The sequence below is a fragment of the Oryzophilus luti genome (assembly GCF_059726245.1).
The window spans coordinates 2021384-2042433 of record NZ_AP040874.1 but is presented as its reverse complement, the minus strand read 5'-3'; the positions used below and the strand labels follow the sequence as shown (position 1 = coordinate 2042433).

At 62.7% G+C, this 21050-nt stretch carries 22 protein-coding genes and 1 tRNA gene; 12 read left to right on the top strand and 11 right to left on the bottom strand.

The window, feature by feature from the left end; all coding sequences use genetic code 11:
- Window positions 1-115 precede the first annotated feature (115 nt).
- Together pnuC and AC6IZO_RS08775 are read left to right on the top strand one after the other, a co-directional pair.
- Window positions 116-709: a nicotinamide riboside transporter PnuC gene (gene pnuC, locus AC6IZO_RS08780; RefSeq protein ID WP_497804409.1), complete on the top strand. Its 594-nt coding sequence runs from the start codon at window positions 116-118 to the stop codon at window positions 707-709.
- Entirely contained in the window at window positions 706-1281 is a 576-nt protein-coding gene (locus tag AC6IZO_RS08775) for an AAA family ATPase (protein WP_497804408.1), read from the top strand. Before pnuC ends, AC6IZO_RS08775 begins: the two co-directional genes overlap by 4 nt.
- A 72-nt stretch (window positions 1282-1353) precedes the next feature.
- On the opposite strand, the gene AC6IZO_RS08770 is transcribed toward AC6IZO_RS08775, so the two are convergent.
- The 6 genes from AC6IZO_RS08770 to AC6IZO_RS08745 all read right to left on the bottom strand — a co-directional run bounded on the left by AC6IZO_RS08770 (window position 1354) and on the right by AC6IZO_RS08745 (window position 5745).
- A complete protein-coding gene (locus AC6IZO_RS08770; protein WP_497804407.1) occupies window positions 1354-2025 on the bottom strand; it encodes a PspA/IM30 family protein in 672 nt (223 codons plus the stop codon).
- Between the two features lie 85 nt (window positions 2026-2110).
- Window positions 2111-2281 (bottom strand): hypothetical protein, encoded by a 171-nt coding sequence (locus AC6IZO_RS08765; RefSeq protein ID WP_497804406.1) that lies wholly within the window; start codon window positions 2279-2281, stop codon window positions 2111-2113.
- Between the two features lie 185 nt (window positions 2282-2466).
- A complete protein-coding gene (locus AC6IZO_RS08760; protein WP_497804405.1) occupies window positions 2467-3906 on the bottom strand; it encodes a flotillin family protein in 1440 nt (479 codons plus the stop codon).
- A 170-nt stretch (window positions 3907-4076) separates the two neighbouring features.
- Entirely contained in the window at window positions 4077-4508 is a 432-nt protein-coding gene (locus AC6IZO_RS08755) for a DUF4019 domain-containing protein (RefSeq protein WP_497804404.1), read from the bottom strand.
- A 54-nt stretch (window positions 4509-4562) separates the two neighbouring features.
- Window positions 4563-5252, bottom strand: coding sequence for an NfeD family membrane protein (locus AC6IZO_RS08750; RefSeq protein ID WP_497804403.1), 690 nt, complete (start codon window positions 5250-5252; stop codon window positions 4563-4565).
- Window positions 5239-5745: a helix-turn-helix domain-containing protein gene (locus AC6IZO_RS08745; protein ID WP_497804402.1), complete on the bottom strand. Its 507-nt coding sequence runs from the start codon at window positions 5743-5745 to the stop codon at window positions 5239-5241. Before AC6IZO_RS08745 ends, AC6IZO_RS08750 begins: the two co-directional genes overlap by 14 nt.
- 346 nt (window positions 5746-6091) lie before the next feature.
- Between AC6IZO_RS08745 and AC6IZO_RS08740 the strand changes: the two genes are divergently transcribed.
- The 8 genes from AC6IZO_RS08740 (at window position 6092) to AC6IZO_RS08705 (ending at window position 13823) form a co-directional block, all read left to right on the top strand.
- Window positions 6092-6709, top strand: coding sequence for a L,D-transpeptidase (locus AC6IZO_RS08740; protein ID WP_497804401.1), 618 nt, complete (start codon window positions 6092-6094; stop codon window positions 6707-6709).
- 91 nt (window positions 6710-6800) lie between these two features.
- Window positions 6801-6953 carry a hypothetical protein gene (locus AC6IZO_RS08735; protein ID WP_497804400.1) on the top strand — a complete coding sequence of 51 codons (153 nt, stop codon included), beginning with the start codon at window positions 6801-6803 and terminating at the stop codon, window positions 6951-6953.
- 34 nt (window positions 6954-6987) lie between these two features.
- Window positions 6988-7194, top strand: a complete 207-nt coding sequence (locus AC6IZO_RS08730) for a hypothetical protein (RefSeq protein ID WP_497804399.1) — start codon at window positions 6988-6990, stop codon at window positions 7192-7194.
- 148 nt (window positions 7195-7342) lie between these two features.
- A complete protein-coding gene (gene malQ, locus AC6IZO_RS08725) occupies window positions 7343-8884 on the top strand; it encodes a 4-alpha-glucanotransferase (RefSeq protein WP_497804398.1) in 1542 nt (513 codons plus the stop codon).
- Window positions 8885-8927: 43 nt separating this feature from the next.
- Entirely contained in the window at window positions 8928-10109 is a 1182-nt protein-coding gene (lpxB, locus tag AC6IZO_RS08720) for a lipid-A-disaccharide synthase (RefSeq protein ID WP_497804397.1), read from the top strand.
- 129 nt (window positions 10110-10238) lie between these two features.
- Window positions 10239-12365 (top strand): M1 family aminopeptidase, encoded by a 2127-nt coding sequence (locus tag AC6IZO_RS08715; protein ID WP_497804396.1) that lies wholly within the window; start codon window positions 10239-10241, stop codon window positions 12363-12365.
- 199 nt (window positions 12366-12564) lie between these two features.
- Window positions 12565-12639 (top strand) — tRNA-Val (locus tag AC6IZO_RS08710).
- A 464-nt stretch (window positions 12640-13103) separates the two neighbouring features.
- Entirely contained in the window at window positions 13104-13823 is a 720-nt protein-coding gene (locus tag AC6IZO_RS08705) for a hypothetical protein (RefSeq protein ID WP_497804394.1), read from the top strand.
- A 74-nt stretch (window positions 13824-13897) separates the two neighbouring features.
- On the opposite strand, the gene AC6IZO_RS08700 is transcribed toward AC6IZO_RS08705, so the two are convergent.
- Window positions 13898-14239, bottom strand: a complete 342-nt coding sequence (locus AC6IZO_RS08700; protein WP_497804393.1) for a histidine triad nucleotide-binding protein — start codon at window positions 14237-14239, stop codon at window positions 13898-13900.
- A 116-nt stretch (window positions 14240-14355) separates the two neighbouring features.
- On the opposite strand from AC6IZO_RS08700, the gene AC6IZO_RS08695 reads away from it, so the two are divergent.
- The gene (locus AC6IZO_RS08695; protein ID WP_497804392.1) at window positions 14356-15141 is read left to right on the top strand and encodes a septal ring lytic transglycosylase RlpA family protein; all 786 of its coding nucleotides are present in this window, start codon (window positions 14356-14358) and stop codon (window positions 15139-15141) included.
- A gap of 55 nt (window positions 15142-15196) precedes the next feature.
- On the opposite strand, the gene AC6IZO_RS08690 is transcribed toward AC6IZO_RS08695, so the two are convergent.
- The 4 genes from AC6IZO_RS08690 to AC6IZO_RS08675 form a co-directional block, all read right to left on the bottom strand.
- Window positions 15197-16060: an alpha/beta hydrolase gene (locus AC6IZO_RS08690; protein WP_497804391.1), complete on the bottom strand. Its 864-nt coding sequence runs from the start codon at window positions 16058-16060 to the stop codon at window positions 15197-15199.
- Between the two features lie 56 nt (window positions 16061-16116).
- On the bottom strand, window positions 16117-16659 hold the full coding sequence (locus AC6IZO_RS08685; RefSeq protein WP_497804390.1) for a DUF1697 domain-containing protein: 543 nt from the start codon (window positions 16657-16659) through the stop codon (window positions 16117-16119).
- An 82-nt stretch (window positions 16660-16741) separates the two neighbouring features.
- Entirely contained in the window at window positions 16742-18052 is a 1311-nt protein-coding gene (locus tag AC6IZO_RS08680; protein ID WP_497804389.1) for a hypothetical protein, read from the bottom strand.
- Between the two features lie 160 nt (window positions 18053-18212).
- Window positions 18213-20321 (bottom strand): radical SAM protein, encoded by a 2109-nt coding sequence (locus AC6IZO_RS08675; protein ID WP_497804388.1) that lies wholly within the window; start codon window positions 20319-20321, stop codon window positions 18213-18215.
- A 353-nt stretch (window positions 20322-20674) separates the two neighbouring features.
- Between AC6IZO_RS08675 and AC6IZO_RS08670 the strand changes: the two genes are divergently transcribed.
- On the top strand, window positions 20675-20995 hold the full coding sequence (locus AC6IZO_RS08670) for a PspC domain-containing protein (protein WP_497804387.1): 321 nt from the start codon (window positions 20675-20677) through the stop codon (window positions 20993-20995).
- The last annotated feature ends 55 nt before the right edge of the window (window positions 20996-21050 follow it).

Genomic DNA, 21050 nt, shown 5'->3' with positions numbered 1-21050 from the left:
GATTCAGGCCAGCCCGACGCTGGCCTTCTTTTTTTGTAGGAGCATGCGTGCGGACGGACCCCGGAGACAGACGTTTCGCAATACGGCCCCGGCACGCTAACATGGAAGCATGCACTTGAACTGGTTAGAGGTCATGGGTGTTCTGACTGGCGCGGCCTGCGTCTACCTGGGCGCGCGTCAGAACATCTGGAACTGGCCGATTGGAATCGCCAACAACATCCTGTTCCTCATCGTGTTCTGGCACTCCAAGCTCTATGCGGACGCCGGCCTGCAGATTTTCTATCTCTCCGTTTCGGCCTATGGCTGGTGGGCATGGCTCTATGCCGGCAAGAACCACACGAGCCTGGTGGTGACCAACGCCAGCACGCAGGTGAAGGCCGTGCTCGTTCCCGTAACGCTGACCTCTGCGGCTGTCCTGTATTTTGTGCTGCATCGCTTCACCGACAGCAATGTGCCGCTGGGCGATGCCGTGACCACCGCGCTCAGCCTGACTGCCCAGTTCATGATGAGCCGCAAGATGCTGGAGAACTGGCTGGTATGGATCTTTGTCGACGTGCTCTACATCGGCCTTTACTGCTACAAGCACCTTTATCCGACGGCGATTCTTTACGCCGTGTTCATTGTGATGTGCGCCGCGGGTTACCGCGTGTGGCAGCGCTCCATGAAGGAAAAGGAAGAAGACTCGCTCGCTGAGACGGCCACCGCATGATCCAGGACATCAAGCGCATCTGCCTTGTCGGCGCCGAATCCACCGGCAAGACCACGCTCGCACAGCAGCTCGCCGAGCACTACCACACACTGTGGGTGCCCGAGTATGGCCGTGATTACACCAAGGATAAAGTCGCCGAGGTCGGAGATATGGCGGCCATTGAGTGGACCACGCAGGACTTCATCACCATCTGCGAACAGCAGATTGTGATGGAGGATTCCGCCGCGCTGGAGGCCAACCGCCTCCTCATCTGCGATACCGACCCGCTGGCCACCAGCATCTGGCACGAACGCTACATGAACTTCCAGTCGGAGGAAGTGTGGGCCTTTGCGCGCGACCGCCAGTACGATCTCTACCTGCTGACCGAGACCGATATTCCGTTTACGCAGGACGGCCAGCGCGACGGCGAACACGTGCGCGAGTGGATGAACAAGCGCTTCCGCCAGGTGCTGAACGAGCGCGGCCTGCCGTGGACGACTGTTCGCGGTCTTGGCGAACTGCGGCTGAAAAACGCCATCGCCGCCATTGACGCAAACTTCGCCGAGGTGCTCCAGAAGGAAGCCTGCGGCTAGTCTGAGGCTGACGAGAAAAGAACAGCGCGGGACGGTGCGAACGGCATCGTCCCGCGCTTTGTTTGTGCGGGCCTATTGACCGGTGGTGAGCTGCTTGCGCGCCTTGATCTCGCCCAATAGCTTCTCGATCTTGTCCTCGCGCTCAAGGGCGGCAAAGCGGCGGTCAACATCCTCGCCAGCCAGTTCTGCCTTGGCCTCGCCGATGGCGGCCTGCCTCTGCACCTCGTGCTGCAGGCGGTCAAAGGCCGACTGCGGATCGCTGCCCGTGGTGTTCAGCCGCGCGTCGGCGGCACGTTCCACGGCCTTCGAGCGTCGGTGCTGCGTCACCAGCATGTCGCTCTTGGCGCGGGCCTCGGCAATTTTCTTCTCCAGGTCGCGCAGGGCGCCCTTCAGCAATTCCACCTGCGTCTTCTGGTCTTCGAGCTGTTCCACAAAGTTCTTCTGCATCTGTTCATAGCTCATGGCGCGGTCCAGCGCCGTGCGTGCCAGATCGTCCTGGCTTTTCTCCACGGCCAGCTCGGCCATGTGGAGCCATTCGGCGTGCTTGGCTTCGTTCTCGACCCGCTTTTTCTCCAGCAGGTGCAGGTCCGCAATGGCGATGGCCACCTGCGTCTTCACCTGCATGAACTGGTTCTGCATGTCGAGCAGCACCTGCTTCACCATCTTTTCCGGGTTCTCGGACTTGTCGATCAGGTCGTTCAGGTTCGCCCGGATCAGCGTTGCGACTCGTTCCAACAGTGCCATTGCCTTGCTCCTTTTCTTGCGCGAATTCGAAGTTGGAGTACCCGGTGCGTAACCGCCCTCTGGGTACACCCTCTGCGAACTCGGGCTACCGTGCCCGGCGGCGCAGGCTGTCCAGCAGCACGCCGAGCGAGACGCCGCAGGTCACCAGCAGCATCAGGGAGAGCAGCAGCCCGCCGTGCGCGCTGCTTGCGTTCAGGGCCGCTCCCACCGCACTGACGGCGGCGGTCATGGCTGCGTAACTGCTCTTCGTGTTCATGGTTCTCGTTTCTCTCTTCGGGTGTTGCCTGCCGCCGGCCGGAGAGGCCTCTTGCGGGCCTCTTCCGGCGGTGGCTCAATCCCGTGCGCTTCAAGCCCGCACGGGGCCTCGCATAACTTCAGCGCCTGAGCTGGCGGCCCGCAACCGCGCTGCAGGTTTGCAACGCAGTTGCGGGGAAGTGTGTGTTACTTGGCGTCGCCATCCTTGGGCGAAGGCTTGGCCGCCTTGTCGCCAATCTGGCGAACGTGGCCGAGCAACTCGTCCATCTTCATGCCGCTCAGGGTCTCGAACAGCGCGGGCACCTGCGCGGCAATCTGCGTGATGTCGCCGGTGATCTTGTTCAGACCAGCCGCACGGCCGTCGCCGGTGGAGACGATGGTGATCTTGTCCACCTTCTCCAGCGGGCTGCTGAGGGCGCGCACAACCTCCGGCAGACCGGTGATCAGCTTGTCGACCACTGCGGCCTGGTTGTACTCCTGGTAAGCCTCGGCCTTCACATTCATCGCCTTTGCCTCGGCCTCACCCTTCTTAAAGATGATCTCCGCCTCGGCTTCACCCTGCTGGCGAATGCTGGAGGCGCGGCCTTCGGCTTCGGCAATCTGGCGCTGCTTTTCAGCGGCCGCCAGAGTCTCAATGCGCTGACGCTCGATCTCGGCCTCTTTGAGCACGGTGGCGATCAACTCCTTCTCGCGGCGCAGAATTTCAGCTTCCTGCACCTTCACCTGCTGCTCCTTCTCGGCCTGCTGCACCTTCACGGCCTCCACCACCACCTGCTGCTGCATCACGTTGGTCTGGATCTCGTAAGCCTTGTCCGCCTGCGCCTGCTGTTTCTTGATCAGCTCGGCGTACTCGGCCTTCTTGACCTCGAGGTCTCGCTGCGCTTCAGCCTGCTTGGCCTGCGAGGCGGTTTCCGCCGCCACGCGCTCCTGGTCGGCCTGTGCCTTGGCCACGGCGGCTTCCCGCTGCGCCACAGCGCGCTTCATGGCCGTATCGCGTTCGGCTTCGGCGGTGGCCACGTCGGCGTCACGCTTGATGCGCGCGATGTCCGGCCGGCCCATGTTGCTGATGTACTCGTTCTGGTCGCGAACTTCCTTGATGGTGAACGAGATCACTTCCAGGCCCATCTTGCTCATGTCGTCGGCGCAGGTGGAGCGCATGCGGTCACCCACCATCTCCGGCTGCTTCACAATCTCCTCAACCGTCAACTGGCCGATGATGCCGCGCAGGTGGCCTTCCATCACCAGCCGGATCAATCCTTCGCGCTGTGGCGGAGTCTTGGTCAGGAACTGCTCGCTCGCAGTCAGGATGCTTTCGCGGTCGCTCTTGACCTTGATCTGCGCCACGGCCTCCACGGTCACGGCCACACCCTGCTTGGTGTAGAGGTCCTGCTGCGGCGCCACGTCGAACGACATCAGTTCGAGCGAGAGTTCGCGCGCCTGCTCAATCACAGGAACCACCAGCGTGCCTCCGCCGGTGATGACCTTGATGCCGCGCATGCCGTAGACCACCAGCGCCTCGTTCGGCGCAACCTTGCGGTACAAGCCCACGACCGCAGCGCCGATAAAGAAAATGACAAGGACAATCAGTCCGCCAACCACAAACGGTGTCGAAACAAGTTCCGACATCTCTTCCTCTCCCGGAGGCGCGGAATGTCCGCCGCCTCACTGTGCCCACCCGTTACTCAGGAGCTTCGCCGCCTTTCGTATGGCTGGCGTCTCCCCGGGCCCCGGCTTGCTGTTACTGCGTTGTTGCCACGCCGCGTAAGTTCCGCGGCAGGGAATTCAAACTGCGAAACTCACTTGATGAAGTAGCCCGCCACGCGGAACCGCCCATCGGCGTCACGCGTGAGCACCACGGTTTCCATCGCGTGCGATTTGGCGGCGAACGTGGTCTCAAAGGCCACGATCACGTATTCGCCATCGGGCGCTCCGGGCAGCTCCGTCTTGTACTCGGCAGCCTTCTGCGTCCGCGCATTCGCCGCGCCGAGCGGCGTGCGAACCTGCGTCAGCATCTGCTGCCATTGCGCCTTGGTCACCTTCGCCTGAAACTGCGCGGGCGAAGTCTGCTCCCAGCTCTGGCCGTAATCACCGGCATCAACCGCTTTCAACCAACTCGCGGCCTCGGCTTCCGCCTTTGCCTTGGCTTCGGCAGGCGTGGCCTGCTGTGCCGACACGGCCAATACCATCGTCATCAACATCACCATCGAAATCGCAAAATTGCGCATCATCGTCTTTCTCTCTCTCTCCCGCCTTTGTAAAAGGCAGGCTGCTGCTAATTTGCTCTACAGATGTTCCCTGTCTGCCAGGCCATCGCTGCCTTCCAGCTCGTCCCAGGTGCGGACATAGGCCAGACCCTTCTCGTAACGTGTCACAACAACTTCCGTCCCCTTATGGATGGCGCTGCCCGTGTCACTGCGTGCGCCACACACCCGCCGCGTGCCTGCCTGCGAGTAAATCAGCTCTCCGGTGCCGCCCTCGCGGATGCCGTTGGAGACCCTGCCCAGCACGCCCACCATCTCGAACTCCTCGTCGGTCAGCGGATGCTCGTTGGCGACCATCACCTTGTTCACCAACCCGAAGATGAGCGCCGCGCCCGCCATGCCCGCGCCAATTGCCAGTAGCAGCGAGAGCACGGCCACCACGTGCGAATAGCGCGTGAGCAGGAAGCCCGAGCCACCGAACCAGGCGAGAAACGCTGCGATCGTAAACAGATTGATCATCGGCATCCCCACCGGCGCCGGCCCCATGCCAATGCCCTCGGCATCCGCCGCCGGCACATGCGCTCCGTGCGGAACATGGATGTGCGCGTGCGGCACGTGCGGATGCGGAACATGGACGTGCGGCACATGCACGTGTCCGGGGAAGTGCAGGTGAAACGGCAAATGCAGATTGAAGCCGCCCATCAGCACGCTCAACGCGCTCAGCAGAAAGCCCACTACAAAGCACGTCAAATAAAGATCAGAGACCGTCATTGTCTTTCTCCACCGCCTCCGGCATCTGCTCCGGACGCAGCACCTCCATCAACCGTTCGGCCAGCTTCGGCGTCTCAAGAATCGAAGCCAGCAGCATCAGACAGCCGCGCGAATCGTCATGCTTGGCCAGGGTCAGCAGCGCGTGGCGCAACTGCGGATCGCGCCGGTAGCGCTCGGCGCCGCTCACCAGCCACAGATCCAGCGAATCCTCCTGCGCGCGCAGGTCGCTGACCAGCTCCGTGTGGTAGCCCTCCGGGTCGTCCACCAAATAGCCCGGATGCACCTTGAAGAAGCGTGCCAGCAGCAGGCGGGAGGAGTTGGTCAGGTGCGGACGCGCGCCACTCTCAATTTGCGACAGGTAGCTCTGACTCAGGCTCTGGCCCATCTCGGACTTCAGCGCCCGCGTCATCTCCTGTTGCGTCATCTCGCGCCCCAGCCCGCGCAGCGTGCCTTCCATCACGCGCAGGTAGCGCAGTTTCTCTCCCAGCGTCATTCGGGTCCGTTCCTCTCAGTTTCTGCGTAAGACTTGCGGCCGCGCCAAGGGGGTTGGTTTGAGCGACGGGCCGATTTGCGGGAGCGGGTGGTTGCCTGTCTCATCGCAAATTGCAATAACAATATCGCAATTTGTAATGGCGTCAAGCGAAATCGAATGGCACTGAGGTGGAGTATTCACGTTTGTGTCGCTCGAGAACGTCTCTCTCCGAACACAGCGTGTCAGCCATGACACGTTGCTGCCGCGCACGCCGAAAGCTAACACCTTTGTTATCAATGCGACGCCATTTGGCTGCCGCCCTGCACTCTCTCTGTGTGCAGCAGGAAACGAACCGGGAGGCAGAGCGATGACGCAGGCTGAAGCAGTCCGCAGGATGGAAGCAAAGGTGAAGGCTGTGGTGGGAGTGTTGGCGCTGTATGTGGCGCAGGCAAGTGCGCAGCAGGAGCTGGCGGCACACGTCGCGGCGCCTATTGAGGCTTCTCCCGTGTCGACCGTGGTGCGCCAGGTGATCGTCTCCATTCCGGACCGCAAGCTGGCGGTGCTCGAAAACGGCGTGGTGAAGAAGGTCTACCCGGTAGCGGTGGGCAAGCCTTCAACGCCGAGTCCGGTGGGCGCGTTCAAGGTGGTTACGCGCGTCACCAACCCGACCTACTACCACCCCGGCAAAGTTGTTCCGACGGGTGCGGCGAATCCGCTGGGCACGCGCTGGATCGGCCTCAGCGAGCGAGGCTTCGGCATCCACGGCACCAATGTTCCGCGCTCCATCGGCAAGGCGGCTTCGCACGGTTGCGTGCGCATGGCCAAGGCCGACGTGGAAGAGCTGTTTGAAATCGTGCGGCCCGGTGACGAGGTGCTCATCGTGGCCGAGCGTGATGAACGCACGTCGCGGCTGTTTGGCGCCGCTGCCGCCGGAACGCTGATGGCCTCGGCAACACCAACTGCGAATTCCGGCGGACAGCAGTAAGCGCGCGATGAGCGCGCCCCACGCGAGTCTGGAAGTCAACGAAGAATGCCACCGTTGCCAGCCGGCGAAGGAAGCAGGGAAGGAAAACACCATGAACGCCACACTGATTGCACTGACGCTGACCGCAGGATTGATTCTCTCGTTTTCCGTCGCGGTACTGATGGAAGAGTTGATCTTCGGCGGAATCACCCGTCTGTTCTTTGTGCCGAAAGCCGTTGCCAGCAACGCTGCAGACCGCAAGTAACGCAATTTACGCAGGCACTCCAAGGGGACTGGCCATGCTCTCGTTCGATCATCTGCTCTGTTTTTCTTCTGGCTCGCTGTTTCTGCTTTCGGCCTGCGTGGCAACCGAAGACATTACGCGCAGCCTGCGGGCCAGTCGCACGGAAGGCCACACGGTTCCGTTGCGTCTGCGCACCAGCGTGGCGCTGGCCCTAGTGGCGTGGCTGCCGCTGTTGCTGGCCTGCGGGCTGGTGATGCGGTAGCCCTGCATTTTGCGCGGGAAGGCCTCGCCTGGGTCGCGAGTGATTCCGCTTTGCTCAAGCCGATGGAGGCCGCACGCGGCGCGGTCGCCATGCTAGTCTGGAAGGTACCGTTGCAGTCACCCAAGCTGTGGAAGGAACCCCAGGCCGCATGCTGAATGAACGCCGCACCGGAATCCTGCTGCATCCCACCTCGCTGCCCTCGCCGGGCGGCATTGGAGACCTCGGTCCCGCCGCACACGAATTCATAGACTTTCTGGCAGACGCCAAGCAGGGCCTGTGGCAGATTCTTCCGCTGGCTCCGGCCGGCATCGGCAACTCGCCCTATTCGTCCACTTCGGCGTTTGCAGGCAACGTGCTGATGGTGAGCCTGGAGCGGCTGGCCGCGCACGGCATGATCTCCAAGGAGAAGGTCGCGGCGCTGCCGAACCCGGCAGGGCGTGTGGACTTTGAGGCTGTGGCGGCGGCCAAGATGCCGCTGCTCGAGGAGGCCGCGCGTTCGTTCCTCGATAATGCCTGGGGTGAGCATCGCGATCGTTTCGACCGCTTTTGCGCAGAAAATTCCTGGTGGCTGGAAGATTTTGTGCTCTTCGACGCGCTGCGCCGCCGCTACAACGGGCAGAGCTGGAATCAGTGGCCAAAGGCGTTGGCGCATCGTGAGCCGGAGGCGCTGGCAGCCGCGCGCCGCGAATTTGCGGTGGAGCTGGCCGTCGGGCGCTTCCTGCAATTTGCCTTCTTTGAGCAGTGGCGCGCCGTGCACGAGCACTGCCGCCGCAAGGGCGTGCGCATCATCGGCGATGTGGCCATCTTTGTCAGCTATGACTCCGCCGATGTATGGACGCATCCCGACCTCTTCTATCTCGACGCCGAGCGCGAGCCGGTGGCCGTGGCCGGGGTGCCGCCGGACGCCTTCAGCGAGACCGGCCAGCGCTGGGGAAACCCGCTCTACCGCTGGGACACCCTGCGCGACCACGGCTACGATTGGTGGATTCGCCGCGTGCGCTGGGCGCTGACCACCTGCGACATTCTGCGGCTCGACCACTTCCGCGGCTTCCAGCAGTACTGGGAGATTCCCGCCAGTGAACCCACGGCTGTGCGCGGACGCTGGGTGGATGGGCCGAAGGACGATCTCTTCCACGTGCTGCGCAGCACGCTTGGCGAGCTGCCATTCATTGCCGAGGACCTCGGCGTCATCACGCCGGATGTTTCCGCGCTGCGCGAGCGGCTGGCGGTGCCCGGAATGCGCGTACTGCAATTTGCCTTTGGCGATCCGGGCGCGCACATCTATTTGCCGCACCGCTACGAGCCCAACACCGTGGTCTACACCGGCACGCATGACAATGACACGACCGTGGGCTGGTGGAGCACCTGCACGGGCTATGAGCGCCAAGCGGTGCTCAGCTATTTTGGCGAGCCCAACGAGGGCATCCACTGGGCAATGATCCGCGCAGCGGTGAACTCCGTGGCGAATCTGGCGGTCATCCCCGCGCAGGATGTGCTGGGACTCGACAGCGAGGGACGCATGAACACTCCGAGCCTTCCGGGCGGGAATTGGGGCTGGCGTCTGGAGCCGGGAGCGCTGAACGCGGCGTTGGCGCAGAAGCTGGCGGCACTGGCCGAGGTCAGTGACCGGGTGCCGCAGGGCGTTGATCCGCAACCATATCGCGAATCGCCGGACGAGTTCGCCGCCTGACCGCGCGCGAAGCGCAACAGGCCGCGCCTGATATCCTGAGCGCATGCAAAGCGTGGACGAAAAGCCGCTGCGGGTGATGATTTCGGCGGGCGAGGCCTCGGGCGAGATGTACGGGGCCGAGCTGGCGCACCAGTTGCGCGCCCTCTCGCCGCGCCCGGTTGAGCTGTTCGGCATGGGCGGCGAAATGATGCGCAGCGTCGGCTGCGAGCTGCTGATTGATGCGCAGGAGGTCGCCCACGTCGGCCTGTTCGAGGTCGTGCGCCACCTGCCGGGGCTTTACCGGCGCTTCCATCAACTGGTGGCCGAGCTGGAGCGGCGCAAGCCCGACGTCGCCGTGCTCATCGATTTTCCTGAGTGGAACCTGAAGCTGGCCAAGGAGCTCTACCGAATCGGCGTGCCGGTCGTCTATTACGTTAGTCCGCAGATGTGGGCGTGGCGGCGTGGCCGGGTGAAGCTGGTGGAGCGTTACGTCCGCAAGATGCTGGTCATATTTCCGTTTGAGCGCGAGTTTTACGCCGGGCACGGGGTGGACGCCGAATTTGTCGGGCATCCTCTGGGGCGTTTGCAACCTCCGCCGGGCACGCGCGAGGAGTTTGCCGCGCGCTACGGACTGGATGCATCCAAAACCTGGCTGACCTTGATGCCGGGCAGCCGTCGCGGAGAGATTGAGCGCCACCTGGAGACCATGCTGGAGGCGGCGGCTCTGATGAACCGCGAAGGCGCGTATGAGTTTTTGCTGCCGGTGGCCTCCACGCTGCTGAACACCGAACTGGGGCTGCTGCTGGGCGGCCCGGGATGGCTCCAGCGGCGGGGGCTGCGGGTGCGGATGGTGCACGACGCGCGCGCGGCGTTGAAGCATTCGCGAGCGGCGGTGGTCGCCAGCGGCACGGCCACGGTGGAGACTGCGGTGGCGGGTGTGCCATTTGTGATGGTCTACCGGCTGAGCGGGCTGACCTACAGTCTGGGGCGGCACCTGGTGAAGCTGCCGTTCTACGGCATGGTGAACCTGATTGCCGGGCGGCAGGTGGTTCCGGAGTTGATTCAGCAGGGCTTTACGGCGGAGAATGTGGCGCATGAGTTGCGGCCGCTGATCGCCGAAGGCGAAGCCCGGGAAAAGATGCTGAGCGGGCTGCAAGAGGTTCGCAACAAGCTGCGCGGAACCGGCGAGGAGTTGCCTTCTGCGCGGGCGGCGCGCGCGGTGCTTGAGGTGGCTGCGCAAGGGTGAAGCGCAAGGTTTCTTTCTGTTTCCACATCCGGCAGGTTTGCGGTAGGGTTCGGCGGGCGCCACGCAGGCGCCGCTTTTGCAGGGAGTGGCAGGAGCAAGGTCCCAATGCATTTTGAAGATTGCAGGCGTATGGCTTTGAAGCTGACACGTTGGACGGCGTTTGCCGTTGCCATGCTGGCGATGTTCGCCACGGCGGTGCAGGCGGCCGAGCGGCCGCGCATCCGTGTGACCGACTACGTGATTGACGCGCAGGTGGTGCCGCTGACGCACAAACTGGTGGCGCGTGCCCGCGTCAAGTTCACCGCGCTCGACGACATCAGCATCGCCACCTTTGAGCTGCACAACGCGCTGCGCCCCACGCGCGTCGCCACCGTGGACGGCAAGCCGCTGACGGTTGACCGCGTGCCGCAGGACGGCACCATACGCATTCCGCTGCCGCAGGGGCTGAGCAAGGGCCAGGAGATGACGCTCGACATCAGCTATGAAGGCTCGCTGCAGAGCGTTGACGACTCGCCTGTGCCGGGGTTGAAGCTGGCCTACATCGGCGACCCGGCGGGCTACCTGCTCTACGCGGGGCGCTGGTTCCCGCTGAATAATTACGGTATCGACCGCTTCACCGCCGAGATTCATCTCACCGTGCCGCAGGGCTATGTCGCCATCGGCAGCGGCTATGAGAAGCCGGGCGCGGGCGGCATGTTGGGCAGCGCCGCGCTGACCCCAGCGGTCTCCGAAGCGCAAGCGGAAAAGGAAGGCGCGCCAAGGCTGAAGCATCGCGCTGCTCCGGCGAAGAAGGCAGCTAAGCCTGTTGCCACCTCCGAGAAGGAGCTGGCGCCGATGGGCGGGCCGGGCACCTATACCTACAACTTCAAGTGGACGATGCCGAGTTTCCCCGGCAGCATCTTTGTGGGTAAGTACACGGACACGAAGGTGAGCGAGGGCGGCCTGACGGTGCACGTCTACACGCTGCCCGACCGCGAGGGCTGGGCGCAGGATCTGGCCGATACGGCGGTCAAGGAGTTCAGCTACTTCACCACCATCTATGGTCCCACGCTGTCATCGCGGGTCAACGTGGTGCAGCTTCCGGAGGACACCGTTCCCTCGGCATGGGCTCCGGAGATTGCCGCACTGGCTGGCCGTGCCATTGCCAACAAGCAGAATTACCGGCTGCTGGCGAACACCTTGGCACACCAGTGGTTCGGCGTGAACGTCAGCCCGACCTCGCGCAACAGCTGGTGGATTCAGGATGGCGGCGCGCGTTACAGTGAGGCCCGCTACATTGAGTTTGCCTCCGGCCGCGCCGGGCTGGAAGAGGCAGTGAAGGACATGTCGGTGGGCGCGCTCGCCTATGAGAGCGTGCCGATGTCGCAGGCCGGCTCGCTCGACCTGTTCGACCCGGTCTTCCAGTCGCTGGTGACCGACAAGGGCGGCATCGTGATGCACATGCTGCGCTGGTCGCTGGGCGACATGAAGTATGACCAGATGTGGCGCGAGTTCTTCAAGCAGTTTCACGGACGCGCCGCAGGCATGAGCGACCTGCAGAAGACGGCCGAGGCCGCGCAGGGCGAGTCCATGACCTGGTTCTTCTCGCAGTGGCTGGATTCGACCGGCGCGCCGGAGTTCAAGAACAAGTACACGGTCTTCCGCACCGCCAAAGGTTTCCGCATCGTTGGACACATCCAGCAGGACCTCGACCTGTTCCGCATGCCGGTGCAGTTGAAGATCGACACCGACGGCAAGAGCGAATTGAAGACCATCGATGTGGCCGGCACCGATTCGCCTTACCAGATTGAGACCTTCGGCAAGCCGCGCAAGATCAGCATCGACCCGAACAACTGGGTGCTGAAGAACTCCGGCGAGCTGCGGCTGCGCACGGCCATCATGCGCGGACAGCAACTGGTGCAGCAGGGAAGCCTGTCGGAGGCCCTGCGCGAGTTCCAGAAGGCGCTCGACTCGAACAAGAACAGTTCGCTGGCGCACTACCGCATTGCGGAGGTCTTCTACCAGCAGCGCAACTACCAGGCGGCGGCCAACTCCTACCGCGATTCGCTCAACGGCGACGGAGAGCCGCGCTGGACCGAGGTCTGGAGCCACATACAGCTTGGCAAGATCTTTGATGTGACCGGCCAGCGCGAGCGCGCGTTGAACGAATACCGCATGGCGCTGCAGACAAACGACAACACGCAGGGTGCGCTCGACGAGGCGCGGCGCTATCTGCAGGCGCCGTTCCAGCGGCCCACGGCAGCGAACAACGACTGAGCAAGAGCAGACACAAGGTAGACAGCAGGCCGGAGGCGACTCCGGCCTGTCGCATTCTGCGCCGAGGCTCCAGAGGGCGGCAGTCAGGAGGATTTCCCGGTTGCGGCGCTGGAATTTAATCGTCGGCTTTCCACTGGAAAGTGTTTCCCTTGCGTTGACAATGGAGCCGCTGGTTAGGCAGAATGAAGGAGTCGGTTTTGGGCGCTTAACTCAGCGGTAGAGTGCCATCTTCACACGGTGGAAGTCATAGGTTCGAATCCTATAGCGCCCACCATTCCATCCCCTGCGAATGGTCAAACCGAAACTGGCTGCGACAGATTGAAGACCCTTGGTGTGGAATTTGGCTCAAGCTGTCGGCCGGGAAACTGTGCGCGGAAGCCGGCGGAGCGGGAAATCCTCCGCACCGTGGTGCCGCGCGGAAGCATCCTAATGAGCGGGCACAGCAGCTGTGCCGCGGAGATTCGTTCAGCAATAACGTTCGCTTGCCTCCCATCGGCTGGCAGTATTGGGGAACTTCAGGGCCACGCACGTGGCCGTCGGGCTTGCAAGCGGGGCAAACAAGGCTAAATCAACAACGCGCAAGGGATTGACTTGGAAGCAGCCGGAGATCGAATCCGGCGGTAACTGCTTGGTTCAGCCGGTCTCAGCGTTGCTGGAAATCCGAAGAGTCGCGCCGACGTCAGGCGTCGCGCAGCGTGCGCGGAATTCGCACCGATTGATTACGAGAACACAAAACCTATGAACAGTGGACCGAACCAGCCCTCCACCGGCAACGCCGGAGGCAAGGGCCGCAGGCGGCGTCATGGACGCCGTGCGCCGGGCGCTCAGGGCCAGCAACAGGGTCAGCAACAGCACAACGGCCAGCAGCAGCGGCAGGGACAACAGCGCCGCAAGCGCCAGCAGACGCAGGGCAAGCGCCCGCATCGCCCCGCGGTGAATCAGAAGACGCCGGACGCGGAAATCTACAGCGCCCCCATGGATCACAGCTACCGTCAGCAGGCTGGCAACGGCCGTGGCACCGGACGCTTCCAGTCCCCCGACATGGAGGCCGTGCCGGCCGAGGCGGTCAGCACGCGCCCCATCTACGCCTTCGTGGACGACCTGTTCTTCCTGGCCAAAATTCAGGAGACGGCGCGCAAGCTCAACATCAAGGTCAACTTCGTCAAGAATGACAAGGATGTGCTCGACGGCATCGTCAACAGCGAGGAGAAGCCGGCGCTCATCATCTTTGACCTGAACAACGTGAGCGCCAAGCCGCTGACCATCATTCCCAAGCTCAAAGCAAAGCTCAAGAAGCAGACCAGCATCATCGGCTTCCTCAGCCACCTGCAGGGTGACCTGAAGATGAAGGCGCAGGAAGCCGGCTGCGACATGGTGGTACCGCGCTCGGCATTCTCGCAGAACCTGCCGCAGTTGCTGCGCCGCCACGCCACCGAGAGCGTGAGCGAAGAAGAGTAGTTCGCAGCGCTGACGAGAAATAAAAAGCCGCCGGAACTCCGGCGGCTTTTTGCCTTCCTGATGAAGATTGCAGACTAGCCTGGAGGCCAGGTCATGTCGCGTCCGCCGAGCAGGTGCAGGTGGATGTGGAAGACGCTCTGGCCTGATCGCGGGCCCACGTTGATCACCGTGCGGTAACCGTCCTCGATGCCGCGCTCGCGGCCGATCTTGGCGGCCGTCAGCTGCATGTAGCCGATCAGTTCGGCATCGTCGGCGGTGGCTTCCTTCAGTCCCGCCAAGTGCTGCTTGGGAATGATGAGCACGTGCGTGGGCGCTTTGGGATCGATGTCCTCAAAGGCGTAGACGCGGTCGTCCTCGTAGACTTTGCGCGACGGGATTTGCCCCGCGATGATCTTGCAGAAAAGGCAGTCGGACATGGTGTGCCTCGCTGAGTATTCCCCGACAGTGTAAACCATGCGGGTACCACCTGATTGACCCGCTCGGCCGCAGTTCGCATAATCAAAGTGCTCGGCGAGATTTGCGATTCTTACGGATGCTCCAAGGGACCCCAACCAAAGCGGCCAACGCCCGCGCTGCGCGCTGCCTGCGGCCCGCGCTGTTTGTTGCCTGCTCGCTGCTGGCCATGGCGCTGGCAAGCGGCTGCGGACACAAGAAGCAGACGGCCAAGGTGCCGCCCGCGCCCTCCATTCCTTCCACCAGTTCCAGCAGCAGGCCACAGACGAGCGATGCCCGGCCCATTACGCCGGAGCACAAGGTTGATCCGCACGCCAAGGCCATTTGGAGCCAGACGGGTTTTGCGAGCTGGTATGGCCCGCCGTACCACAACCGGCGAGGCGCCAATGGCGAAGTCTTTGACCAGTACGCACTGACTGCCGCGCACCGCACGCTACCGATGAACTCCACCGTGCGCGTGGTGAACCTGAAGACCAAGAGTGAAGTGGTGGTGCGCATCACCGATCGCGGGCCGTTCGTCGATGACCGCATCATCGACCTTTCGATGGCCGCGGCCAAGGCCGTCGACGTCTGGCGCCCCGGTACGGCGCAGGTTCGCGTGGACGTGCTGGAAGCGCCCCTGCCCATCGACACCGGCGGACGCTGGTGCGTGCAGGTCGGAGCCTTCAAGAGGGAAGGCGACGCGCTCAAGCTGAAGGACAAACTCACGCGCCGCTACAAGACGGCCAAGGTGCTCGAGTTCGCCGGACCTACCGGCTACTGGGTGCGCCTGCGCGTGCTTGAGGACGACAAGCACCGCGCCATTGAAGCCTCCGAACACATGTCGGTCGATGAGGGCGGCATCTACCTCGTCCGCCTCGACTAGGCAGCGGAGACAATTCCTTTAAGAAGGGCGCGGCTTCGGCTGCGCCCTTTGTGTTTCAGTCTGCCTCGGCTTCGGCGGCGGCAACCGGAAGCGGCGCGTCATTCCTGGCGTGCGCCGTTGCGAAGGTTTGCACGAACTGCCGCATGGTCGAGATGTAGAGCGCCGGAGCTACCAGCATGGCGTCGTTGTGTCCGCAGCGCTCAATCCATAGGTGCTGCTTCGGTTCGTTTGCAAGCGCGTAGATGCGCTGGCCGTGCCAGAAGGGAATGATGCCGTCGCGGCGTCCGTGAACCACCAGCACCGGGCAGCGCACGCTGCGGATGGCGCGGCCGTTGTTGAATTTGTCCCACGGAAGAATCGGCACCTGCGTGACGACACGGAAGGCCGAAACAAAGGGTGCATCGGCGATGAGGCCCGCGACCGGGCGCACCGAAGCCAGGTGTATGGCGGCTGCCGCGCCCAGCGAGTGTCCGTGCGAGATCACGCGGTCGGCGGGCACGCCGAGCGTCGTGGTTAGGAAGTGGTAAGCGCTCTCCACGTCACGGTAAAGCCCTGCCTCGCTCGGGTGGCCATTGCTTTCGCCATAGCCTTCGTAGTCGTAGGCAAAAACGGCAAAGCCCGCGTTGCGATACTGCTCCAGCATCTCCAGGTCGTCGCCAATGTCCTCGCCGTTGCCGTGGCTGTAGAGCAGCGTGTAGCGCGCAGCCGGATTGGGCAGGTAGATGGCCGCGATCTTTGTGCCCTCGGCGTCGATGCGGAAAGTCTGAATGCCCCGCTGCTGAAAATCCGCGAGTCGGTAACTCGCGCGGTGAGGCTGAAAGATCATGTGGTCCGAGAACAGCGCCACCAACATCAGCAGGCAATAGATTCCAACCACCGTGAGCATGGTCACCGCCAGCAGTCTCCTGAGCAGGTTCATAGACGTTCTACGCCGCACAATCCGGCGCGGTTCAATCTGATTCACGCACTCGCGTATTACATCATCTCCAGCAGCGTTCGCACGGTCGTCCAGTTGCGCGCGGTGCTCACCACGCCGAACTTGGCGTCATAGCGCAAGCGGCCCAGCTTGCTTTCCGCCACGCCGTTCGGCAGGTAAAGATATATCTCGCGCCCCGTGACCAAATACTCATCTGGCGCGTGGTCCAGCGCGGCCAGTGTCTGCGCCGCCGCTGACGGCAATGAGCTTTCAAGAAACGCGACGTGCAGCCACTTCGTCTCAATGCCGCGCGCCAGAAACGGATTTTCCTCGACCACGCGCTGCATCTGGCTTCGCGAGCGCAACAGCACAGCGGGGCGAAAGCCGAATCGGTTCTCGATTGCGTCAGCCAATCGCGAGGGCATTGTCTGTGCCGTCGCGGCGGAAGACTCAAAGACCGCGTTGCCGCTCTGGATGTAGGTGCGCACGTTTTGCCCGCCAAGCTCTTCGCAGAGGCGTGCGAGGTCCTTCATCGGCAGTTTGTGTTTGCCGGTAACGTTCACGCCGCGCGGCAGCAACACGTATTTCATGCGCCCCAGCATAACGGCTCCCGGCTTGCTTCGCATCAAAAAGAAAGCCTCCGTGGGGGAGGCTGTTGCACAGTGACGCCGAACTCCATTCCTTCTACTCGGTCTTATGAACAGTGTCCTTGTCGGATTCGTGTAGTACCTGCCATCCAGGTTTGAGTTGGAGAGTCCAGCCGGGACCTTGGATTTCACCTTCTCCATATGTGGCTGCGCGCGCAACGCGCAACGTCATGGTTCCCCAGTCCAGCAACGCCCCCTTGTTCACGGTCAGGGTTCCCCATTGGTCGCTCAGTTTCAGGCTGCCATAGACGAGGCGCTTCTCGTCGAGCGTGAACATATCCCCAGGATTGAAGGAGTATTGTGGCGACTTGAGCGGCAGCACCAGAACCGGTGTGTCCAGAAAGTTCCGCCGTGCCTCCGCGATGCGTTCGGCCATGCGTTCCGCCTGCTTTTGCTCTTCAAGAAATACATCGTCACCGTCGTAGGTGCTCTTGGCGACGTCTCTCGCTGTTGCATCACGCAAGCGGATCAAACGTGTTCCATATGCGGCGGAGAGCAATGCGGCCAGGTCCGTGTTGCTTTGCAGGTGTGTCCGCCACTTTGGGCGCGCATCATCCAGAAGCAGGCCGTAGAGCGGTCCTGAAGCGTAGGCGAAACTGCGCGCATAGCCGGAGGGCTGGTTGTCAAACCGCTTCACGTTGAAAGCGGCCAACACCATTGCTTCTCCGCGGCTGACCGACGCGGCACGAATCCCCGTATATTCTGCCAATCCTTCGTTCATCAGCAGTGCGTTCTCGGCGCGGGCTGCAGCGTCGCTTCCTGCGCCAGCGGCGCGCAAGCGCTGCCCGCGAAAGAGCATTGCATCGGCGACCGCACTCCTCCGCTCGCTTCCCTCCGTTTCCAGCGCACGCAGCAACGCGCGCCACTCCAAGCGCATCCAGGCGCGTCCTTCCGCCGTGTCCAAGTGGGGAGAGACGGAGTCGGCCTGTGGCAGCTTCAGCTCGCTTTGCAGGCGATGGAAGCACTCATGCGCGAGTAATTGCGCCCGTGCCTGCCGTGCTTTTGGCAGCGGCCAAATTACCATCGTCCACTTCACGCCGCTCCAGTCCACCGCGGTATTCGCAACGGGTGTTTCCTTCGGCAGAATGCCGCGCCAGATGTTGCCATCGGCTTTCAATTTGCCTTCCGCATCCGGTTGATTGGCAACAATCTCATGAGTGCCAGGCTCTACAAACAGGATGGGGCCATAAAGTCGCTTGCCCCACAGTGCGCCATGCTCAAGGGCGGAGATGCTCTCGATTTCGTGAAAATAGCGTGTGGCCTGCGCGTGATCGATCGCACGTTCCTGTGCAGATGCTGGAATGAGAACAGCAAGAAGGAAAAATGGAAGGAATTGAATTGTCCTCATGACTGGTTGGACGGATGAATCCCCTCTTTCGTTTCCCAAAAAGAAAGCCTCCGAAGACCGGAGGCTTGTGTAGTTGCATCAGGAGATTGTGATTGGTGCTGCGGGTGCTGGGTGCCCCAGGTTCGCGCCGGTGATTGGCGCTAACCTGGGACGCCATGAACTAGTCGCCCGCGATTGTCTCTTCTTCCTTCTTCGCCGCAGCGATGCCGTTGACGGGAACGAATCCACCGGCTGCCGGCTTCTCGCCCAGAATGTGCTGGCGGTAGAGGGCGGCCATGCGTGCGTCTTCGGCGGCGCGCTTCGGGTCCTGTTCGGCCAGCTTGGCGTTGCGGGCGCGAATTTTCTCCTCGCGCGCGTTGCGGGCAATGCCCAGCTCGTCGAGCGTGTGGTTGCGGTCGGCGTGCACGTGCTCTTCGTTCAGCATCAGGTGGTGTTCCTTGCTGTTGAGCGGCACCTGCTTGCCACCGGCGAAGATCTCGTGGCGGCCGTGCTCCTCGTACCACTTGGTGAGCGTGGCCGTCATGTGCATCTTCTCGATAATGTTGCGCCAGCCCACGCCGGTGTTGTACGCGCAGAAGCTGATTTCGCCTTCCTGCGTGGCGTAGGGGATGATGCACTGTTCGGTGCGGCGGAAGTCGTAGTTGAACAGATCCTGGAACCACATGCCGGCGATGAACAGGAAGTTCCAGCGGTCGGCGCGGCGGCGCTTTACGTCGTCAATGGTGCGGCCTGGCTTGGAACTGCCGTAACGCTTGTCCGCGCTCTTGGTGGCGCCGAAGGTCTTGTCGAACTTCTTCAGCAGATCGCTGAAGCGGAAGTGCGTCGGCGACTGGAACGGATCGTAGTTGCGCGCCAGCGCCAGCGACATGCCCAGCAGCGACATGAAGTGGCTGCCGCCCGCGTCCGTGACCTTGGCCACGTCCTTGGCAATGCGGTCGCCGTTCAGGAACTTGGTGACCGGCACGGCTTCCTTGGTTTCCTTGTCGATCATCAGCGCCATGCCCACGCCGCAGTTCGGGTGGCAGCCGCAGTTGAGCGAGCCCCAGTCCTGGTTCGGACCCTTCACATGGTCGGCCCAGTCGCTGAAGGTGCCCATGAACGAGATGGGGAACCAGTCGCGCGCGGGCTCGCCCAGCCCGGTCTGCGCTTTCACGTCATGCGCCAGATGGCTGAGCGTGTAGCGCTGCGCGTGGCGGCGCTCATCGGTGATCTCCTCATCGCGGCCGGTGAACGAAACCGGCTGGAAGCTGAGGAACGAAATCTTCTTCGGGTTATCCAGCGCGAACTGCACCACGCGGCCCACCTGCTCGTTGTTTACGCCGTTGACGATGGTGATGACCGGCACAATGTCGACACCCGCGTTGTGCAGGTTCTCAATCGCGCGCAGCTTCACGTCAAACAGGTTGCCCACGGCGCGGTGCGAGTTGGCCGCGTTGCCGATGCCGTCAAACTGGAGGTAGGCGTAGCGAAGACCCGCCTCGGCGGCCTTCTTTGCGAACTCGGGGCTCTTGGCGAACTCAATGCCGTTGGTGGCCGCCTGCACGGAGTTGAAGCCGACCTTGCGCGCGTAGGCCACAGCGTCCAGGAAGTAAGGCGACAGCGTGGGCTCGCCGCCGGAGAACTGCACGCTCATCTGGCGGCGCGGCTTGATGGTGATGGCGTCGTCGAGCAGCTTCTTGATCTCGTCCCAGCCCAGTTCGTGGACAAAGCCGACCTGGTTGGCGTCCATGAAGCAGGGGTCGCACATCATGTTGCAGCGGTTGGTCAGGTCAATGGTCAACACCGAGCCGCGGCCGTGCTTGACGGTGGAGCTGCCGTGATGGTGCAGGCGCTCGTCATTGTGCGCGCGGATGTCGCGGCCGGGGAAGGTCTCTTCCAGATGGCGGAAAAACGCGGTGTCGATCGCCATCACGTCCTCGAAGTGGCCGTGCTTGGGGCAGTCCTTCACCATCAGGATCTGGCCGTCGCGCTCGATGATCTTGGCCTTGATCTCGCCGATTTTTTCATTCATCAGGATCTCGTACGGCACCTTGCCGTCGAGAATCTGCTGGCGGATCTCCGGCACGCACTTGGGGCAGAGCGAATCGGTTTCGCGCGGCCAGCCCAGCGGCGGCTTCGTCTTCTGGTAGCTCTTCAGCAGAGGCTTGTCGCTCCACTTCGGCGTGAACGACTCCTTCTGGTTGACGCTGACAAGCTTGTCGTAAACGACCCAGGCGGCTTTCGCGCCGTAGGTGAACGCCTTCTCCACATATTTGATGGGCTTATGCATGAACCGCTTCTCTCCTGGTGCGATAGTTTGCGGGTGGTCTGGCGAAGATACCGATGCGCCTGTGCGCACGCCCCACCCCTTTTGGAACGTAGTCTTCTGCATGGTCAGGGTACGGTGCCCGGTGCCCGGTCACCAATGCAGAAGGCGCGAACGGAGTAATTCACACAGTGATTGGTTGAATCTCACATTCGGTGGTGATGGGCGTCACAGGCTAAAGTGCTGAATCCGAAGCCGAAAGCCCGTCACCGGCGTCGAGAGCGGCTTCCACAGAAGCAGGGAACCGGCGGGGGCGCGGCTGCGTATCCTCATCAGCGCCGGTGGTTCCAGAGCGCATCCGTGGAAGGAGAACGACCATGTACTGTACGCGTTGCGGTAAACCGATGGCTCCCGAGGCAACCTTCTGTCAGGCGTGCGGCACGCCCGTGGCCGGCTACGCGCCCGGTGATTCGCGCCGCCTGATGCGCTCGCGCACCGACCGCAAGATCGCAGGCGTCTGCGCCGGAGTGGCGCATCACTTCGACCTCGACCCGACGCTGGTTCGCGTGCTGTGGCTGCTCTGCCTCTTCTGCGCCGGAACCGGGCTGCTCGCCTACATCATCCTCTGGATCGCGATTCCCGAGGAGCCGGTGATGCTGCCGCCGGGCGCGCCAACGTATCCGATGCCGGGGCACTAAACATCCGGATCAAGCTTCTTCCTGAGAAAAGAAGGCCCCATCCGCGACCATCTCT

Coding starts and splice junctions, on each gene's coding strand:
- AC6IZO_RS08775 (WP_497804408.1), top strand. CDS start 706: ATGATCCAGGACATCAAGCGCATCTGCCTTGTCGGCGCCGAATCCACC.
- AC6IZO_RS08770 (WP_497804407.1), bottom strand. CDS start 2,025: ATGGCACTGTTGGAACGAGTCGCAACGCTGATCCGGGCGAACCTGAAC.
- AC6IZO_RS08765 (WP_497804406.1), bottom strand. CDS start 2,281: ATGAACACGAAGAGCAGTTACGCAGCCATGACCGCCGCCGTCAGTGCG.
- AC6IZO_RS08760 (WP_497804405.1), bottom strand. CDS start 3,906: ATGTCGGAACTTGTTTCGACACCGTTTGTGGTTGGCGGACTGATTGTC.
- AC6IZO_RS08755 (WP_497804404.1), bottom strand. CDS start 4,508: ATGATGCGCAATTTTGCGATTTCGATGGTGATGTTGATGACGATGGTA.
- AC6IZO_RS08750 (WP_497804403.1), bottom strand. CDS start 5,252: ATGACGGTCTCTGATCTTTATTTGACGTGCTTTGTAGTGGGCTTTCTG.
- AC6IZO_RS08745 (WP_497804402.1), bottom strand. CDS start 5,745: ATGACGCTGGGAGAGAAACTGCGCTACCTGCGCGTGATGGAAGGCACG.
- AC6IZO_RS08740 (WP_497804401.1), top strand. CDS start 6,092: ATGACGCAGGCTGAAGCAGTCCGCAGGATGGAAGCAAAGGTGAAGGCT.
- AC6IZO_RS08735 (WP_497804400.1), top strand. CDS start 6,801: ATGAACGCCACACTGATTGCACTGACGCTGACCGCAGGATTGATTCTC.
- AC6IZO_RS08730 (WP_497804399.1), top strand. CDS start 6,988: ATGCTCTCGTTCGATCATCTGCTCTGTTTTTCTTCTGGCTCGCTGTTT.
- malQ (WP_497804398.1), top strand. CDS start 7,343: ATGCTGAATGAACGCCGCACCGGAATCCTGCTGCATCCCACCTCGCTG.
- lpxB (WP_497804397.1), top strand. CDS start 8,928: ATGCAAAGCGTGGACGAAAAGCCGCTGCGGGTGATGATTTCGGCGGGC.
- AC6IZO_RS08715 (WP_497804396.1), top strand. CDS start 10,239: ATGGCTTTGAAGCTGACACGTTGGACGGCGTTTGCCGTTGCCATGCTG.
- AC6IZO_RS08705 (WP_497804394.1), top strand. CDS start 13,104: ATGAACAGTGGACCGAACCAGCCCTCCACCGGCAACGCCGGAGGCAAG.
- AC6IZO_RS08700 (WP_497804393.1), bottom strand. CDS start 14,239: ATGTCCGACTGCCTTTTCTGCAAGATCATCGCGGGGCAAATCCCGTCG.
- AC6IZO_RS08695 (WP_497804392.1), top strand. CDS start 14,356: ATGCTCCAAGGGACCCCAACCAAAGCGGCCAACGCCCGCGCTGCGCGC.
- AC6IZO_RS08690 (WP_497804391.1), bottom strand. CDS start 16,060: ATGAACCTGCTCAGGAGACTGCTGGCGGTGACCATGCTCACGGTGGTT.
- AC6IZO_RS08685 (WP_497804390.1), bottom strand. CDS start 16,659: ATGCTGGGGCGCATGAAATACGTGTTGCTGCCGCGCGGCGTGAACGTT.
- AC6IZO_RS08680 (WP_497804389.1), bottom strand. CDS start 18,052: ATGAGGACAATTCAATTCCTTCCATTTTTCCTTCTTGCTGTTCTCATT.
- AC6IZO_RS08675 (WP_497804388.1), bottom strand. CDS start 20,321: ATGCATAAGCCCATCAAATATGTGGAGAAGGCGTTCACCTACGGCGCG.
- AC6IZO_RS08670 (WP_497804387.1), top strand. CDS start 20,675: ATGTACTGTACGCGTTGCGGTAAACCGATGGCTCCCGAGGCAACCTTC.